The sequence below is a fragment of the Rhodovulum sp. 12E13 genome, from assembly GCF_003340565.1.
GTDB lineage: Bacteria > Pseudomonadota > Alphaproteobacteria > Rhodobacterales > Rhodobacteraceae > HLUCCA09.
Genome location: NZ_QPLK01000039.1, coordinates 1 through 16996 on the forward strand (window position 1 = coordinate 1; position 16996 = coordinate 16996).

Annotated in this window: 18 protein-coding genes and 1 pseudogene; 14 read left to right on the forward strand and 5 right to left on the reverse strand. The window is 70.1% G+C overall.

The window, feature by feature from the left end; translation table 11 throughout:
- Positions 1-741 (forward strand): annotated as a pseudogene (locus DLJ49_RS22590) (hypothetical protein); the annotation flags it as partial.
- Here DLJ49_RS22590 and DLJ49_RS19190 read toward each other — a convergent pair.
- Genes DLJ49_RS19190 through DLJ49_RS19200 form a run of 3 tightly spaced genes read right to left on the reverse strand, consistent with a single transcriptional unit; the run spans position 738 to position 2889 of the window.
- Positions 738-1133 carry a hypothetical protein gene (locus DLJ49_RS19190; protein ID WP_115395140.1) on the reverse strand — a complete coding sequence of 132 codons (396 nt, stop codon included), beginning with the start codon at positions 1131-1133 and terminating at the stop codon, positions 738-740. The pseudogene DLJ49_RS22590 and the gene DLJ49_RS19190 overlap by 4 nt on opposite strands.
- Positions 1130-2440, reverse strand: a complete 1311-nt coding sequence (locus DLJ49_RS19195) for a recombinase family protein (RefSeq protein ID WP_115395141.1) — start codon at positions 2438-2440, stop codon at positions 1130-1132. Before DLJ49_RS19195 ends, DLJ49_RS19190 begins: the two co-directional genes overlap by 4 nt.
- Positions 2437-2889: a DUF2924 domain-containing protein gene (locus tag DLJ49_RS19200; protein WP_115395142.1), complete on the reverse strand. Its 453-nt coding sequence runs from the start codon at positions 2887-2889 to the stop codon at positions 2437-2439. The genes DLJ49_RS19195 and DLJ49_RS19200 overlap by 4 nt, the downstream gene beginning before the upstream one ends.
- Before the next feature lie 387 nt (positions 2890-3276).
- Between DLJ49_RS19200 and DLJ49_RS19210 the strand changes: the two genes are divergently transcribed.
- From DLJ49_RS19210 to DLJ49_RS19245, 8 genes are all read left to right on the forward strand, one after another.
- On the forward strand, positions 3277-3984 hold the full coding sequence (locus DLJ49_RS19210) for a hypothetical protein (RefSeq protein ID WP_115395143.1): 708 nt from the start codon (positions 3277-3279) through the stop codon (positions 3982-3984).
- A gap of 74 nt (positions 3985-4058) precedes the next feature.
- Positions 4059-4316, forward strand: a complete 258-nt coding sequence (locus tag DLJ49_RS19215; protein WP_115395144.1) for a type II toxin-antitoxin system ParD family antitoxin — start codon at positions 4059-4061, stop codon at positions 4314-4316.
- Complete coding sequence (locus DLJ49_RS19220; protein WP_115395145.1) at positions 4316-4660, forward strand: type II toxin-antitoxin system RelE/ParE family toxin; 345 nt, start codon at positions 4316-4318, stop codon at positions 4658-4660. The genes DLJ49_RS19215 and DLJ49_RS19220 overlap by 1 nt, the downstream gene beginning before the upstream one ends.
- A 400-nt stretch (positions 4661-5060) precedes the next feature.
- A complete protein-coding gene (locus tag DLJ49_RS19225) occupies positions 5061-8552 on the forward strand; it encodes a toprim domain-containing protein (RefSeq protein ID WP_115395146.1) in 3492 nt (1163 codons plus the stop codon).
- A complete protein-coding gene (locus DLJ49_RS19230) occupies positions 8549-9076 on the forward strand; it encodes a hypothetical protein (RefSeq protein ID WP_115395147.1) in 528 nt (175 codons plus the stop codon). The genes DLJ49_RS19225 and DLJ49_RS19230 overlap by 4 nt, the downstream gene beginning before the upstream one ends.
- A 5-nt stretch (positions 9077-9081) precedes the next feature.
- A complete protein-coding gene (locus tag DLJ49_RS19235) occupies positions 9082-9282 on the forward strand; it encodes a hypothetical protein (protein ID WP_115395156.1) in 201 nt (66 codons plus the stop codon).
- Positions 9283-9598: 316 nt separating this feature from the next.
- Positions 9599-10936, forward strand: coding sequence for a site-specific DNA-methyltransferase (locus DLJ49_RS19240; RefSeq protein WP_115395148.1), 1338 nt, complete (start codon positions 9599-9601; stop codon positions 10934-10936).
- Positions 10933-11157, forward strand: coding sequence for a DUF7220 family protein (locus DLJ49_RS19245; protein ID WP_115395149.1), 225 nt, complete (start codon positions 10933-10935; stop codon positions 11155-11157). The genes DLJ49_RS19240 and DLJ49_RS19245 overlap by 4 nt, the downstream gene beginning before the upstream one ends.
- 54 nt (positions 11158-11211) lie before the next feature.
- Here DLJ49_RS19245 and DLJ49_RS19250 read toward each other — a convergent pair whose 3' ends face one another.
- Complete coding sequence (locus DLJ49_RS19250) at positions 11212-11799, reverse strand: DUF3489 domain-containing protein (RefSeq protein ID WP_115395150.1); 588 nt, start codon at positions 11797-11799, stop codon at positions 11212-11214.
- Positions 11800-11892: 93 nt separating this feature from the next.
- A complete protein-coding gene (locus DLJ49_RS19255; RefSeq protein WP_115395151.1) occupies positions 11893-12165 on the reverse strand; it encodes a hypothetical protein in 273 nt (90 codons plus the stop codon).
- Positions 12166-12276: 111 nt separating this feature from the next.
- Between DLJ49_RS19255 and DLJ49_RS19260 the strand changes: the two genes are divergently transcribed.
- From DLJ49_RS19260 to DLJ49_RS19280, 5 genes are all read left to right on the forward strand, one after another.
- Positions 12277-12834 (forward strand): hypothetical protein, encoded by a 558-nt coding sequence (locus tag DLJ49_RS19260; protein WP_115395152.1) that lies wholly within the window; start codon positions 12277-12279, stop codon positions 12832-12834.
- A complete protein-coding gene (locus DLJ49_RS19265; RefSeq protein ID WP_115395153.1) occupies positions 12785-14779 on the forward strand; it encodes a phage terminase large subunit family protein in 1995 nt (664 codons plus the stop codon). Before DLJ49_RS19260 ends, DLJ49_RS19265 begins: the two co-directional genes overlap by 50 nt.
- 2 nt (positions 14780-14781) lie before the next feature.
- Positions 14782-14988, forward strand: coding sequence for a phage head-tail joining protein (locus DLJ49_RS19270; protein ID WP_111432111.1), 207 nt, complete (start codon positions 14782-14784; stop codon positions 14986-14988).
- Positions 14988-16499: a phage portal protein gene (locus DLJ49_RS19275; protein ID WP_199533447.1), complete on the forward strand. Its 1512-nt coding sequence runs from the start codon at positions 14988-14990 to the stop codon at positions 16497-16499. The genes DLJ49_RS19270 and DLJ49_RS19275 overlap by 1 nt, the downstream gene beginning before the upstream one ends.
- Before the next feature lie 13 nt (positions 16500-16512).
- The coding region (locus DLJ49_RS19280; protein ID WP_199533448.1) for an HK97 family phage prohead protease at positions 16513-16996 on the forward strand (484 nt) is incomplete at its 3' end.

Here is a 16996-nt window from a genome sequence, read left to right on the forward strand (position 1 = left end):
CCACGCGCACCGTCAACAGGCGTCGCGCCGCTCGGGAGGGTCTGCACAACCCTCGACCGGTCCTCACGACCGGCCCACGACCGCCAAATCCGCCGCTCAGACGCATTCGGTGAATACTGCGGGTTCATGGAACAGTTTCATCGCGCCGTCAGGCTTCTCTACACCGGCACGAGCGAACGCGCCCGGCGATTTCGCTATGGGCTGATCGTTTTCGACGCGGCCAGCATCGTCTATTTCATCGCGACCGCTGCGCTGCCCGCAACGCCAGCCATCACGGCACTGAACGCGGTTCTGGGCGTCGTCATATTGCTGGATTTCGCAGCCCGGATGTGGATCGCCCCCAACCGACGGCGCGAATTGCTGCAAGTCCATACCATCGCCGATCTGATCGTTGTCGGTTCGTTGCTGCTGGCGCCGCTTCTGGCCGAAAACCTCGGGTTCCTGCGCGTTCTGCGCGGGCTCCGATTGATCCGCTCCTACCACCTGCTGCGCGACCTGCGCAGCGAAAGCCTGTTCTTCCGCCGCCACGAGGACGCGATCCTGGCGGGCGCGAACACGGCGGCGCGGCGGGCCGGGTGGTATTCGCGGAACAACCCGTGGGTCGCGGCGGCGGTGGACAGCCTCGTCGGCGCGGGGATCAAGCCGCAATATTCCCATTCCGATCACGCCGCCCTGGACGGGCTCGCAGATTTCTCAGGGCTGCGGGACATGGCCGTGCGCGCGATGGTCGAGAGCGGTTAAAGTTTCGCCAGACTGAAGGTCTGAACCTGCTGCTCCCACGCGATGGGGAAAGGTTCCAGCACCCGTGCCAGCGTGACCTCCGGCCCCTGCGTCCCGTCCAGGATCGCCTCGACGATGTCGGGCGCGAGCAAGGTCAGGCGCAGGACGCGGGTCATGTAGGAGGGTGCGATCCCCTCGCGTTCCGCCAGTTCGGCGATGGTGGTATACTCGCCGGACTCTAACATCTTCTTCCAGCGAAATGCGCGTGCCAGCGCCTTGACCAACGTGTTGTCCGCGCGCCGCGGCTGGGTAGCGCCTTCCGGCAGCTGCATCTCCTTCCGCCCGCCGCGCTTCACGACGCGGAATGGGACGTGGAGAGTCACCGTGTCGGGAATCGGCGACACGCGGGTCATGCGGCCGCTCCCATGTCCCCGGCCAGCATCTCGCGAGCCAGACCTCCGAGCCCATCGACGCGGAGGCGGACGTTCAGCCCATCCGTGCCGATGTCCACGCGCTCGACCAGCAGTGCCACGATGCGCGCCTGCTCGGCGGGGAACAGTTCGTCCCACAATGGGTCAATCTTCTGGAGTGCGGAACGCGCGTCGGCTTCGGAGACATCGTCGGCGTGGGCGCGCGCCGCCTTCCACGTCCCTGCCACGATCTCGGGCTGGCGGAAGACAGCGTGCAGCTGGTCGATAACGGCCGCCTCGATCTCGCCCGCGGGCACGCGACCGACAGGGCACGCCCCGGCGCCGTGCTTCAGCACGGTCTGGCTGACATAGTAGCGATAGAGCCGGTCGCCCTTGCGGGTGTGGGTCGGCGAGAAGGCCGCGCCATCGGGTCCGAACAGCAGCCCCTTCAGTAGCGCCGGTGTTTCAGCGCGGGTGCGGGCCGCGCGCTTGCGCGGGCTTTCCTGCAGAATGGCATGGACGCGGTCCCATGTCTCGCGGTCGATGATCGCGTCGTGCTCGCCGGGATAGCTCTCGCCCTTGTGGACCGCCTCGCCGATGTAGGCGCGGTTGTTCAGCATCCGGTAGAGGTACTTCTTGTCGATCCGGTTGCCGCGCGGCGTGCGGATGCCGCGCTTCGCGACCTCCCGCGCCAGTTCCGTGCCCGACCCGATCTCGAGGAAGCGGGCGAAGATCCAGCGGACGTGCTCGGCGGCGTCTTCGTCCACCACCAGCTTCCGGTTCTCGACGCGGTAGCCGTAGGGCGGCACCCCGCCCATCCACATCCCCTTCTTCCGACTGGCCGCGACCTTGTCACGGATGCGCTCGGCCGTCACCTCGCGCTCGAACTGGGCGAAGCTGAGCAGGATGTTCAGCGTCAGCCGGCCCATCGACGTGGTCGTGTTGAAGGACTGCGTCACGGAGACGAAGGTCACGCCGTTCCGATCGAACACCTCGACCAGCTTGGCGAAGTCGGCGAGCGAGCGGCTGAGGCGGTCGATCTTGTAGACCACGACCACGTCGACCAGCCCATCCTCGATGTCCTCCAGCAGGCGCCGCAGGCCCGGGCGGTCGAGCGTGCCGCCGGAGATGCCGCCGTCGTCATACTGATCGCGGACCAACACCCAGCCCTCGGAGCGTTGCGATGCCACGAACGCCTCGCAGGCCTCCCGCTGGGCGTGCAGCGAATTGAACTCCTGCTCCAGCCCTTCCTCGGACGACTTGCGCGTGTAGATGGCGCAGCGATGTTTCCGGACGATCGGCTTGGTCATGTCCGCGCCCTCCGGTTCTTGAGCCCGAAGAAGACCCACCCGTTCCAGCGCGTGCCGGTGATGGCCCGCGCGATGGCGGACAGCGACTTGTAGGGCCGTCCCTGCCACTCGAAGCCGTCGGCGGTGACCGTGACGATGTGCTCCACGCCCTGCCACTCGCGGATCAGGCGGGTGCCGGCGATGGGCATGGTGTCGGTGCGGATCCGGCTCTTTTTGCGGTCCCCGCCGTCGAGTTCCTCGCCCAGCCGTTCGAGGCGACGCACCGTCTCGGGCTTCAGCCCGCCAAGGCTGAGCTCCTGGATGCGATAGGCCAGCCGGCTCTCCAGGTAGCGTCGGTTGAACGGCGGCGGCTCGGTGTCGAACAGCTCGCGCCACTGCGCCCTCAGTTCCGGCGTCGTCGCCGTCTTCAGCGCGGCCAGGCGCGCGGGGATCGGATCGTGGGTCGTCATGCGGGTCTCCGGTGAGTTGGAGTTGCATGACGGCATGCGCTCGCCGGAGAGTGTAGGCGAATTTCTCCAGTAGCGTCAGAAGGGTCGCCGCGCTCTCTCAGCCGCAACCGGACCAGCCCGAGCGCCAGCAGACCGCACAGCTCGGCGCGGCGGCCGGCGGGCGTCATCGCCGAAGGGGCGAGCGGGTTGGGGCGACGAATGGGACCGGGATCGAACATCATGATCCATCGGTGCCGGATTGCGCCGCCGCCCGCGACCTCGGAACGGGTCACCCCGCGCTCGCCTCGCGAGGGTGAACCCCTCCACCCTCGCGCCATCGGAATGGGTTGAGCGGTTTGGGCGTTCCCATTATGTTCATGGCATCCCGCATGACTCACGAGGCCGCCGATGTCGCTGCAATCGCTCGACCGTACCCAATGGAGTTACGCGGAGGCGCTGGCCCACGTTGAGACCGTGACCGTCGCCCGGCGCACGGCCGAGGCGGCCAAGGCGCCGCCGAAGCCCGAGCCGGCCTATCAGCACTGGAACCGGCCGCAGGATCCGACGATCGCCTGGAAGGCGGAGGCCGAGAACGAGTTGCTGGTCGCGCTGCGGGACGGCGATCTCATCGCGCAGGGCCGCTACACCGAGGATCGTCCGAACGGCTGGGGCTACGGCGCCAGCAGCGGGTTCGACCTGCATTCCGGATATCACACCAGCATCCGGCCCGAGCAGTGGCGGGAGGGTCAGTGCCATCTGGGGCGCCTGACCGCGCGCGACTGGGAGTTCATCGACATCCGCATGCCGCGCTTTCTCGTGAAGGCGATCTGGCCGGATTACGTGCCCGAGGTGCGACCGGCGGCGGGCACTGAGGCGGTGCCCTACACGACGCCCTACCTCGATCTGATGCAGGCGGCGATCGCGAAGTTCGGGATCACGGCCAAGGACCAGGGCAAGAAGGACTGCCTCGTCGACTGGTTTCTGGAGCAGGAGATCGAGGGCGAGCCGGTCTCGAACAAGCTGGCCGATGCCATGGCCACGCTGATCCGGCTGCCCTCGGCACAGCGCGGCGGCGCAAAGCGGGTGCTGGGGCCCGATCTGCGGCAGACGGGCTGATGCCGGACGTCGCTGAAGGTGGACATCAGGCGACCACTGGCATATATTGCCAATGCAGCCCCGGGGAGATGCCGATGCCAACCCGCAATGTCGTCCTGACCGACAGCCAGACCGACCTGATCGAGCGGCTGATCGCCGATGGCCGCTACCAGAACGCGTCGGAGGCGCTGCGCGCCGGGCTTCGTCTGCTGGAGCGCGAGGAGGCCGAGATGACTGCCTTGCGGGACCGGCTCGCCGCGGGGCTGGAGGAGGCGCGTTCCGGTGCGCTCGCCGAGGGCGCCGGCGAGGATGCGATCCGCAGAGCCTTTGCCGCCACGCGCACCGCGTCCTGATGCCGAAGCCTTGGCGGCTGACGCGGCAGGCGGAACTGTCGCTCGTCGAGATCGCGCGCTGGACGCTGGAGACCTTCGGGCCGCGCCAGGCCGAGGCCTACGAGGCCGACCTCATCGCGCGCTGCGCCGCCATCGCCGCGGGTGAGGCACCGTCGCAGGATTGCCGCCGCCTGATCGATCCCGACCTGCCGGAGGATTTGCGCTTTACGCGGGCCGGGCAGCATTTCATCGTGTTCGTCGAGATGCCGGAGCAGGTGATCGTGGTGGACGTGCTCCACAGCCGCTCGGACCTGCCGCGCCGGCTGGCGGCCTTGGGTCCACCGAAGGATCCAGGACACCCCTGACAGTGGCCAACTCCAAGGGGTGAGCCCACGGCATCGGCTTCCCGATGAAGGGCGGAACCGTTCACCCTGTTCGCGCGGACGAGGGATCACCCCGCCGATCGGGCACGGCTGCCAGGGGCGCTTCGGACCGGTCATTTGACCCGTGGGGGCCACCCATGAACTGACGTGATTTCAATGCCTTGCTGGAAGGGGTCGCCCCTTTCCGGCGAAATGGTCTGCGGCCGGGCGGAGCGGTTCCGACGTCGCGAGAGCGCTCTGATGCGCGGCAGAACCGGGGGCAACGACGCCCCTCATCCGGTTCCGCAGCCCCCGTGTCCGCCCGCATCCGTCCCTCCCTGCAGCATGCCGCCGTCGGCCACGCGCCGGCTGCCGTGCATGCGCACTTCCCACGGGGCCGGCGATGAGCGGGCGGGACTGGCGGGCCTTCGACGCCGAGCTGCGCGCCCGCGTGCCGGCGCTCGCGGTGGAGCTTCTGGGCAAGCCGACCTTCCGGGCGGGCCAGGAATGGCGCTGGGGCCGCAAGGGCAGCCTCTCGGTCGTCATCGGCGGCGCGCGGGCGGGCATGTGGTTCGACCACGAGGAAGGCCGCGGCGGCTGGTTCTCGGACCTCGTCGGCCGCGACCTCGGCATGGCGCGCGAGGATGCGACCGACTGGATCGCCGACCGGATCGGCATGGCGGCGCTGCCCCGGCCGGCTCGTCAGCGGGCCACACAAGGCACAACGCCCGCGAACGATCCGGGCGAGCCGCCAACGGCACCGGCCACGGGGCCGACCGAGAGCAACCCCGATGACGATACCGCGGCGGCGCCGAACCGCGCGGACGAGGCGGCCGAGCGCGCTGCCCGCATCTGGACCAGCGCCGGTCCCGCACCGGCCGACCACCCCTATCTCGTCGCCAAGCAGGCCGCGCCGCTCGCCCTGCACATGGACGCGGGCCGCCGCCTCGTCGTGCCGCTTCAGGACATCGACGGTGGGATCCACAGTGTGGAGTTCATCGCGCCCGATGGGGTCAAGCGTTTCCTCGCCGGTGGCGCGAAGAAGGGTCATTTCGCGATGGTGGGCGCGGAGCCGGGACCGCTCCTGGAGCCTTGCGGCCCGCTCCTGATCTGCGAGGGTTGGGCGACCGGCGCGAGCCTGCACATCGCCACGGGCCATACCGTGATCGCGGCGATGGACGCGGGCAACCTGATGCCGGTGGCCGAGGCGCTGCGGGCGCGCTTTCCGGCGGCCGACCTCCTCCTCGTCGCCGACAACGACGCGAAGCCCGACCGCGACAGCAATCCCGGCGTCGAGGCCGCGCGCAAGGTCGCGCTCACGGTTCACGGCCGCCTTGCCGTGCCCGACAGCCCTGGCGACGCCAACGACCTTTTCTGCGCCGAGGGCCCGGACGCCGTCGCGGCGCTGGTGGCCAGTGCGGCGCGGATCCCGCCGCCACCGCCGACCTATCCGGCACCGGTCCTCACGCCAGACGAAGCCCGCGCCAGCCTGGCGGCGGCCATCGCCAGCTTCATGGCCGCGATCCCGGACTACTGGGCCGCCGTCGAGGCGGCGCAGGAGGAGGCGAAGAGCGCCGACGCGGACCGTGACCCGCTGGATTTCAACATCGTGGCACGCGCGGCTCTGCCGCCCCTCCTCGGCCTGCCGGTCGACGTCGGCCTCGGCAAGACCTCGAGTGCGCGTGCCGCCATCGCGGAGCTGATCGCCGCGGGCGGGCTCGGCACGCGCAAGGTCGTCTATGCCGTCCCGCGCCACGATCTCGGCGCCGAACAGGTCGCGGCCTTCGAGGCGCTCGGCCTCAGCGCCATGCTCTGGAAGGGCCGCACCGCACCCGATCCCACCGACGACAATCCCGACCGGCTCATGTGCCTCGACACGGAGGCCACCTTCGACGCGCACGAGATCGAGCACCCGGTCGAGCAGAGCTGCTGCAAGGGCAAGAACGGGGCGGAACTGCTGCTTTGCCCCTGGTTCCACGATTGCGGCTACCAGCGCCAGAAGCCGCTGGCGCAGGCGGCGCAGGTCATCGTCTGCGCCCATGACAGCCTTTTCCACATGAAGCCGCAGGCCATCGGCGAAGTCGGGCTGCTCGTCATCGACGAGGGCTTCTGGCAGTCGGGCCTGCGCGGTCTCGACGGCAAGGCGACGCTCACGCAGGACGGGCTGGAGCCGGGGCGCACCTCGGTCACCTGCTACGGGTCCAGGGGCAAGATGGATGTCGGCGCCACGGCCGACCTGACCGCCGCGCGGGAGCGGCTCTGCAAGGCGCTGCGGGTCACGGGGCCCGGTCCGCTGCGTCTGGGCCTGCTGGAAGCCGTCGGTCTCACCCCGGACGACTGCCGTCATGCCGCGACGCTGGAACGCCGCCGGATGCGCGACGCGGGTCTTCGCCCCGGTATGTCGCCCGTCGAACGGCGCAAGCGGATCGAGGCGGTCCTGCCGCAAGCGGGCGAGCCATGGGCCCCGCCCGGACGCTGCGCCACGCTCTGGCTGATCCTCGCCGAGGCGCTGGAGAATGGCCACGACGCCGCCGGCGCGGAACTCGTCCACGAGATGACCGAGGCGGGTTCCGTCCGCGCGCTCCGCCTGCGCTGGCGCAGCCCGATGCGCAACGGCTGGGCCGCCCAGGCGCCGATCCTGCATCTCGACGCGACGCTGCGGCCGGAGCTTGTCCAGACCTACCTGCCAAGGATCGACATCGGCGCGCCCGTCGCCGCGCGCCAGCACCATGTCCGCGTCCGCCAGGTGACCGGCAGCCCGACCTCGGCCCGTGCCCTGACGCCCTCGGCCGACGCGCCCGAGCGGGACCACAAGGCCGCCGCGACCCGGCTGCGCGACCTCCGCGCCTGGATCGACCTCCGCGCCCGCCAGTGCCATCGCTTCGGACAGGCGGTCGATCTGCTCGTCATCGGACAGAAGGCCGCCATCGACGCCCTGCGATCAGCCGGCCTGCCGCCGCGGGTGGAGGCGGTGCATTTCAACGCGCTGAGCGGGCTCGACCGCTGGGGCGGCATCGGAGGCATGGTCGTGCTGGGCCGCACGCTGCCGGCGCCCCGTACTGTCGAGCTGATCGCCATCGCGCTGACCGGCCGGGTGCCCGCGCCGAACCCGGAGGACGCCGGCTGGTGGTATCCGATGGTCGAGCGCCGGGTCAGGCTCGTCGGCGACCGGAGCGCGCCGCTCGCGATGGAGGAACACGCCGACCCCATCGCGGAGGCCGTGCGCTGGAGCATCTGCGAGGGCGAGTTGATCCAGGCCATGGGCCGCGGGCGCGGCGTCAATCGCACCGCGGCCACGCCGCTCGAGATCGACCTGCTCACGGATGTGGTCCTGCCCGTCACCGTCGACGCGCTGGTGCCCTGGTCCGATCTCCGTCCGACCCGGCGCGACCTGATGGCGCTCACCGGTATCGTGCTCGAGAACGCCGCCGACATGGCGGCCTGCTTCCCGGAGCTCTGGCCGACCCGCGAGGCCGCGAAGAAGGACGGCCAGAGGAAGGGGACAAATGACTATTATAGAGACCTCTATAATAGCAGAATGTCCCCATCCTCGGCGGAGGTGACCCATCGCCCGGAAGGTCCCGGCCATCGTGCCCGCACCGCCCGCGTCGATCTCTCCCGCATCCCCGATCCGGAAGCCTGGCTCACCAACCGCCTCGGCCCGCTCGCCAGCTTCGAGATCTGTCACTTCGCGGGCGCCGACGCCAGCGTGCCTGATCCCGCCGAAGCCGCGCGGCTCGACGCCCTCGCATCCCGCATGACCGCCAGCATGCAGGCCGTGCTCGCCGCGCGGCGTGCGGCCCTCGATGCGCTGTCCGCCCGGCTGGAGGCCGCAAAGCCCGCTGCCCTGCGGCATCCCCATCACCCCCACCCAGAAGAGGAGATTGAGGCATGAGTTACGACAGGATCCGCCTCTACGACGCCGGCCGCTTCCACGACACGGAGCTGCCCGACTGGTACCGCGAGGCCGAGCGGCTGTGCGAGAGCGAACGAGTGGACTTCCACCGGGCCTTCGACCGCGTGCTCGACTGCGAGCACACGCTCCTGACCGAGGAGGGCATGCTGGGCGGCGCGCTCGAGGTCCGGTTCTGGCCGAGCGAGATCCACGGCGTCTTCGTCCTGATCGAGACGCCGCTCTCCTTCGTCGAGCATGTCATCGTCCCGAACCCGGCGGACTGGCTGCCCTTCCTCTCGCGCCATCTCGCACCGCTCATCGGGGTGGCCAACCAGAGTTCCCTGATCGCGCTCCACGGCAGGATCGGAAACGCCTTCATCGCCTGGACCCGCCACGGCAAGGGCACCCATATCGGTCGCGAGACCGGCGAGAGCCGGATCGACCTCGACAACGACCGAGACCGTCGCCGGGCCCAGCAGGCCAGAGCCGCCATGGAGCGGGCAAGGCAGGAGGGGCGTGCATGAAGACGATGCGCTGGCATCCTCCAGGCTATGGCGGCGAGCGCCGCGACGCGGACCGCGTGAAACGGGACGGCTGGCGCGATCAGGGCGTGCTCGCCCTCTCTATCGACGACGAGCGTCTCAGCTGGCCAGAGCGGGAACTCGTCCGGCAGCTGGGCGAGAAGCTGTATGGGCCGAGAAACCGCGAGGCCGATGCGCCCCAGCCGTGATCGGATTCCCGGTGGACCCCGGACTCCTCACCGGGGTCCAGTCGGGGTCCACCCCGCCAACCCGTTGAAGTTTCTGGTTCCTTCTGGGCCATTCCGTATACGGGAGGGCGTGGCGCGATATTTCGCCAGCGATAGGGCCGGATTTTTGCGAAGCCACCCGGAATCCGGAGCCACCCGCCTCCTGCGCGAACACCAATGAACGCTGGCCTGCGGGCCGGATACCCTGGATGCCGCTGGATCCCGCCTGGAGTCCAGAGCCGCATCCGGCGTCCGGAGTCCGGCCGGCATCCACCTCATCGACGGAAACCACTCGCCCATGACCCTCGCCTTCGCCCCCGAGCGGATCGAGACCTGGCCGCTTGCGCGCCTGCAGCCCTACGCGAAGAACGCGAAGGTGCACGGGCCCGACCAGGTCGCGAAGATCGCCGCCAGCATGGCCGAGTTCGGCTGGACCGTGCCGTGCCTCGTCGGCGAGGACGGCGAGCTGATCGCGGGCCACGGGCGGGTGCTGGCCGCGACGCAGCTCGGACTGACCGAGGCGCCGGTGATCGTGCTCGGACACCTGACGGAGGCGCAGCGGCGGGCCTACCGGATCGCGGACAACAAGCTCACTGAACTCTCAAGCTGGGACGAGGCGCTGCTCTCGGCGGAGCTGCAGGACCTGCTGGCCGACGACTACGACCTGTCGCTGGTCGGGTTCTCGGACGGCGAGTTGGACAAGCTGCTGGCCTTCGATCCGGACGGGGGCGGTGAAGAAGAAGGTGGCGCCGGGGGCTCGGTGCCGCCGGTGACCATCCCCGAACCGCCGCGCAACCCGGCCTCGCGGACGGGCGACCTCTGGATCCTCGGCGACCACCGGCTGCTCTGCGGGGACTCGACCAGCCAAGACGACGTGCGCCGCCTGATGAACGGCGAGCGCGCGGTGCTGTTCGCGACCGACCCGCCGTATCTCGTGGACTACGACGGATCGAACCACCCGACGCGGAACAAGGACTGGAGTCAGTCCTACGGCGTCACCTGGGACGACAGTTCGCAGGGCGCGGAGCTCTACGACGGCTTCATCGCCGCGGCGGTCGCCGTAGCCATCACCGAGGACGCCGCCTGGTACTGCTGGCATGCCTCGCGGCGCCAGGCGATGCTCGAGGCCTGCTGGGAGAAGGCCGGCGCCTTCGTCCATCAGCAGATCATCTGGGTGAAGGACCGGGGTGTCCTCACCCGCTCGCACTACCTCTGGAAGCACGAGCCCTGTTTCATGGGCTGGCGCCGCCCGAACCGCCCGCCGAAGGTGGCCGAGGAGACATTGCCCTCGACGTGGGAGATGCCGTCCTTCGCCAAGGATGAGCGGCCCGACCACCCAACGCCGAAACCGCTCGACGCCTTCGGCATCCCGATGCGCCAGCACGTGGCGCGCGGCGGGCTATGCTACGAGCCCTTCTGCGGCTCCGGCTCGCAGATCATGGCGGGCGAGGCCAACGGTCGCCGCGTCTTCGCGATGGAGATCAGCCCCGCCTATGTCGATGTCGCCGTCGAGCGCTGGCAGGCCGAGACCGGCAGGGACGCGATCCTCGAAGGCGACGGACGGAACTTCGCCGACGTCAAGGCGAAGCGGCTGAACGAGACCCCGGCTTCGAAGGACAAGGATGCCGCCGCATGAAGCAGAGCCGGACCATGTCGATGGTCGAGGCCACGGCAAACGTTGTCGTCGGCTACGTTTTAGCCATCGCTACCCAGATCGTGGTGTTCCCGTGGTTCGGGATCGAGACGGGGCTGACGGAGCATCTGACCATCGGTCTGGCCTTCGTCGGCGTCTCGCTCGCGCGCGGCTACCTGCTGCGCAGGCTGTTCGAGGCGATCCGGATGCGGAACTCGGAATGAAGAACCGCCGCCCCATGCGGGACGGCGGCATCGGGACCGTCGTGGTGTGCGGCGTCAGTTGTCTGTGATGCGGTAGGCCCTACCGCGCCTCTCGATTTTCTCGGAGGTGATGGTCAGGCCGAGCTTCTTTTTCAGCGCGCCGGACATCGCGCCCCTAGCCGTGTGAGCTTGCCAGTCGAGGGCCGCCACGATCTCGTCGATGGTGGCGCCACCTTCGGCGCGGAGCATCTCGATCAGCATCGCCTGCTTGGTGCCCGTGCGCGGCGTGCGCGCCTTGGGCGCGGGGTCGGTCTCGGCGGGAGCGTCCTGCGGAGGCTCCGCACTCGGCGCTTTGTCGGCGCCCGTGGGCGCGCTGTCGCCGCGCTCCGGCTCGACGCCGATGGCGGCGAGGCCCGCGTCCGTGATGTGCAGGAGGATGGCACGGCCGTCCTCGTCGTTGTGCCAGATGCGGTTGAGCGCGGCGTCGGCCTTGGTCCGGCTGTCGGTCGTGGTCTCGGCGATCAGCCCGCGGGAGAGCAGCGCGCCGACGACCTTGGCGGCGGCGCCGCCCCGGAGCGAGCCGGGGAGCGGCAGGACGTTGCGATCCTCACGTTGCGCGGCGGCGCTGAGGATCACGAGCTGGGTGTCGGAAAGCTTGGTCATCTGGGGTCTCCGGTTTCGGGGCCGCGACCGTCGCGACCCTCCTACGACCCCGAGCCGCGCAGGGCGCGGCACGAGTTCCGGCGGTGCCGGAGATCACTCGGCGTGTTCGCCCTCGCCGAAGGCGCTGTCGGTGATGCGCTTCAGGAGGCTCGCGTAGTGTTCGAGGGTGCCGACGTCGCCCCAGTTGATCTCGTCGGGGTGGGCGTTGAAGTGGTCGTCGCTGAGCGCCTGCAGCCGGGCGAGCATCTCGTCGATATCGGCCTTCTTGCCGATGAAGGCGTTCAGGGCCGCCTCCTTGTTCCGGCGCGCCTTCTCGGCGCGGAGTTCGTGTCGCGGGGTGGTGATCGGGTTCAAGCGCGTGGTCATCGTTGTGGCTCCGGGTGAGTTGCGTCGTCCTTGTGGGATGGACGTTCGCTCCGCTGGCCCGGCTTATCAACTCGATAAGCACATGATTTTGAATGATAATCTGGACTGGCGATGGAGGGCATGAGCGAGCGCCAGTACGCCGCGCATGTCGGGCTGTCGCGCGGCGCGATCCAGAAGGCGAAGGCCGCCGGTCGGCTCGTCCTGCACGAGGATGGCAGCATCGACGCCGGAGCCTCGGACCGACTGCGGACGGACGCGACCGACCCGTCGAAGGCCAAGAAGACGGCAGCGCCGAAGCTGAAGCCCGTGCCCGAGGCGGCGGTCTCCGCCGTCGGCGACACGCTCAAAGAACAGGGTATGGCCGCGCCGGTCACCGGCGGCGGCACGACTTTCCTGCAGGCGAAGACGGCGCATGAGGTGCTGAAGGCGCAGGAGCGGCGCATCCGGCTCGCCAAGCTGAAGGGCGAGCTCGTCGATCGCGACCGCGCCACGGCGCTGGTCTTCCGGCTCGCGCGCGAGGAACGCGACGCGTGGGTGAACTGGCCGGCGCGGGTGGCTGCGCTGATGGCGGCGGAGTTGGGAACGGAGACGGCGGCCATGCAGAAGGTTCTGGAGGCCCATGTCCGCGCCCATCTCGAGGAACTCGCCCAGCCGCGGATCGCCCTCTGACGAGGTCACGCAGTTCGACGGGGCGGAGGCGCTGCTCCAGGCCTGGGGCCGCGGGCTCACGCCCGATCCCTGGCTGACAGTCTCGGAATGGTCGGACACGCATCGCTGGCTGAGCTCGCGCGCGAGCGCCGAGCCCGGCCGGTACCGGACGGAGCGCACGCCCTACATGCGCGCGATCATGGACGCGCTCTCGCCCGGCGATCCGACCCAGCGGGTCGTGTTCATGAAGGCCGCGCAGGTCGGCGCGACAGAGGCGGGCAACAACTGGATCGGCTTCGTGATCCACCACGCGCCCGGGCCGATGCTGGCGGTCCAGCCGACGGTGGAGCTCGCCAAGCGCAACTCGCGCCAGCGGATCGATCCGCTGATCGAGGAGAGCCCGGCGCTGAAGGAACGCGTCCGCCCGGCGCGAGCGCGCGACAGCGGCAACACGCAGCTGTCGAAGGATTTCCCCGGCGGCGTGCTGGTGATGACCGGCGCGAACTCGGCCGTGGGGCTGCGCTCGATGCCGGCCCGCTACGTCTTCCTCGACGAGGTCGACGCCTATCCGGCCTCGGCCGACGAGGAAGGCGACCCGGTCGGGCTCGCCGAGGCACGCTCGCTGACCTTCGCGCACCGGCGGAAGGTGTTCCTGGTCTCGACGCCGACGATCCGCGGCGTCAGCCGGATCGAACGGGAATACGAGGCGAGCGACCAGCGCCGCTTCTTCGTGCCATGCCCGCATTGCGGTGCGATGCAGTGGCTGCGGTTCGAGCGGCTGCGCTGGGAGAAGGGCAAACCGGAGACGGCGACGTACCACTGCGATGCCTGCGAAGAGCCGATCGAGGAGCACCACAAGCCGGCGATGCTGGCCGCGGGCGAATGGCGGGCGACCGCCGAGCCCCGAGATGCGCGGACGGTGGGGTTTCATCTCTCGGCGCTCTATTCGCCGCCGGGGTGGAAGAGCTGGGCCGACATCGCGCGCGACAAGGAGACGGCGGCAGGGTCCGACGAGGCGGAGCGCGTGTTCCGCAACACGGTGCTCGGCGAGACCTGGACCGAGACCGGCGACGCGCCGGACTGGCAGCGGATCGCCGAACGGCGAGAGGACTGGCCGGCGGGTACTGTTCCTGCGGGCGGGCTGTTCCTGACCGCCGGCGCCGACGTGCAGAAGGACCGGATCGAAGTCGATGTCTGGGCCTGGGGCCGTGGCCTCGAAAGCTGGCTCGTCGATCACGTGGTGATCGAGGGCGGCCCGGCGCGACCCGAGGCCTGGGAGGCGCTGACCGATCTGCTCGGGCGGAACTGGCGGCATGCCGGCGGCGCGGAACTGAGCCTCGCGCGGCTCGCCATCGACACGGGTTACGAGACGGCCGCGGTCTATGGCTGGGCGCGCTCGGTCGGCTTCGCGCAGGTGGCGCCGGTGAAGGGGCTCGAGGGCTTCAACCGTTCGAGCCCGGTTTCCGGGCCGACCTTCGTGGACGCGACCGCGGGCGGGAAACGCCTGCGCCGAGGCGCACGGCTCTGGACTGTGGCCACCTCGACCTTCAAGGCCGAGACCTACCGCTTCCTGCGGCTGGCGCGGCCGACGGCCGAGGAGCTAGAGGCCGGCGCGGCGTACCCGCCCGGCACGGTGCATCTGCCTGGCTGGGCTGACAGCGAGTGGATCCGGCAGCTGACGGCCGAGCAGCTGGTGACCGTGCGCAACCGGCGCGGCTTCGCAAAGCTCGAATGGCAGAAACTCCGCGAGCGCAACGAGGCGCTGGACTGCCGGGTCTACGCCCGCGCCGCCGCCTGGATCGCGGGCGCGGATCGCTGGCCCGAGGCGACATGGGCCGATCTCGAAGCGCAGCTCGGCGTCCCAAGCGGCATGGACAGCCCGGCCGGTCTGATCGGGCGGCCCGATCCGGGCGCGCAAGGCAAGCGCCGCTCAGACTGGCTCGGGCGGCGGGAAGGATGGTTCTGACAATGGCGGACTGGACGGAAGCGGAGCTCGCGGCGCTCCGGCGCGCCTATGCGAGCGGGACGACACGGGTGAGCTACGACGGCAAGACCGTGGACTATGGCTCGGCCGAGGACCTGCTCGGGCGCATCCGGACCATCGAACGGCAGATCGCCGGCGCCACGGCACGGCCCATCGCGGGCTTCGCCGGCTTTTCGCGCGGAGATCGCTGATGGTCTCCTGGCTCGACAGGGCAATCGCCTCGGTCGCCCCGCGCACGGCCACGCGGCGCGTGCTGGCGCGGCAGGCCTTCGAGGGGCTCGCGCGTTCCTACGAGGGAGCGGCCCGCGGACGACGGACGGACGGCTGGCACGCGCCGGGATCCTCGGCAGACGCCGAGATCGGCCGGGCCGGCGCGCTCTTGCGCGACCGGATGCGGGACCTGGTGCGCAACAACCCGCATGCGGCCAAGGCCGTCTCGGTGCTCGTCAACAACATCGTCGGCGCCGGGATCATGCCGCGCGCCGCCAGTGGCGACGCCGCGCTCGACCGCGAGGTGGACCGGCTCTTCGAGATCTGGGCGCGGGATTGCGACGCCGACGGCCAGCTCGACTTCTACGGGCTGCAGACGCTCGCCTGCCGCGAGATGGTCGAGGCCGGCGAGGTGCTGGTGCGCCGCCGCCCGCGGCGGCCCGGCGACGGCGTCATGCCGCCCGTGCAGCTGCAGCTGCTTGAGGCCGACTTCCTCGACGCGACCCGCAACGGCGCGCTCGGCGCGGGCCAGGCGGTGCAGGGCATCGAGTTCGACGCGCTCGGCCGGCGCCGGGCCTACTGGCTCTTCGGCGCGCATCCGGGCGACGCGACGCTCAGCCTGACGGGCGGGCTCACCAGCCGCGCGATCCCCGCGACCGAGATCGCCCATGTCTACGAGAAGCAGCGGACGCAGGCACGCGGCGTCCCTTGGGGCGCGCCGGTGATCCGGGCCTTGCGCGATCTCGACGACTACGAGGTTGCCGAGATCGTGCGCAAGAAGACCGAGGCCTGCGTCACGGCCATCGTCTTCGGCGACGAGGAGGCCCAGCAGGGCATCGCCCCCGCGGTGGTCGACGCCGACGGCAACCGGGTCGAGCAGTTCGAGCCGGGGCTCATCGCCTACGCTCGCGGCGGCAAGGACATCCGCTTCAACCAGCCCGCGGCCACGGGCGGCTACGGCGAATACAAGCGGGCGAGCCTGCACACGATCTCGGCCGGGTTCCGGGTGCCCTACGAGCTGCTGACCGGGGATCTCAGCCAAGTGAACTACTCCTCGATCCGCGCGGGGCTCGTGGAGTTCCGCCGGATGATCGACGCGGTCCAGTGGCAGCTCTTCATTCCGATGTTCTGCGCACCTGTCTGGCGCTGGTTCACGGAAGCCGCGTGGGCGGCGGGGCGCATCCCCACGCCCGAGGTGCCGGTGGAGTGGTCGCCGCCGAAGTTCGAGGCGGTCGATCCGCAGAAGGACGCGATGGCGGACCTGCTCGCGATCCGCTCGGGCACGATGACGCTGGCCGAGGCCATCGCCCGGCAGGGCCGCAACCCCGACGCGGTGCTGGCCGAGATCGCGACCACGAACGCCAAGCTCGACGAACTGGGCCTCGTGCTCGACAGCGACCCGCGCCGGGTCACCAAGACCGGCAGCGCGCAATCCAATGCGCCGGCCGACCCCGCGACCGATCCGGACGATCCGGAAACTGACGCGGCCTGACGAGGATCCACACATGGAGCAGACGATCGAACTGCCGGCCTTCCGCCGGTCGGCGGAGCTTGCGCCGAACAGCATCGACCCCGAGACCCGCAGCGTCGAGGTGATCTGGTCGACCGGCGCCCGAGTGCGCCGCGCCACGCTCTTCGGCGAGCCGCATGACGAGGAGCTCAGCATGGCCCCCGAGCATGTGCGGCTCGAGCGGCTGAACGCGGGCGCGCCCTTCCTGAAGGTGCACGAGGCGCATGATCTCGACGCGGTGATCGGCTCGGTCGTCCCGGGCTCGGCGCGGATCGAGAACGGACAGGGCATCGCCCGCATCCGGCTCTCCGAGCGCGACGCCGTCGGCGACATCTGGCGCGACATCGAGGCCGGGCACATCCGCGCGGTCTCCATCGGCTACCAGGTCCACCGCTTCGAGATCTCCAAGCCCGAGGGCCAGCGCGAGCTCTGGCGCGCGGTCGACTGGACCCCGTTCGAGATCTCCGCCGTGCCCGTGG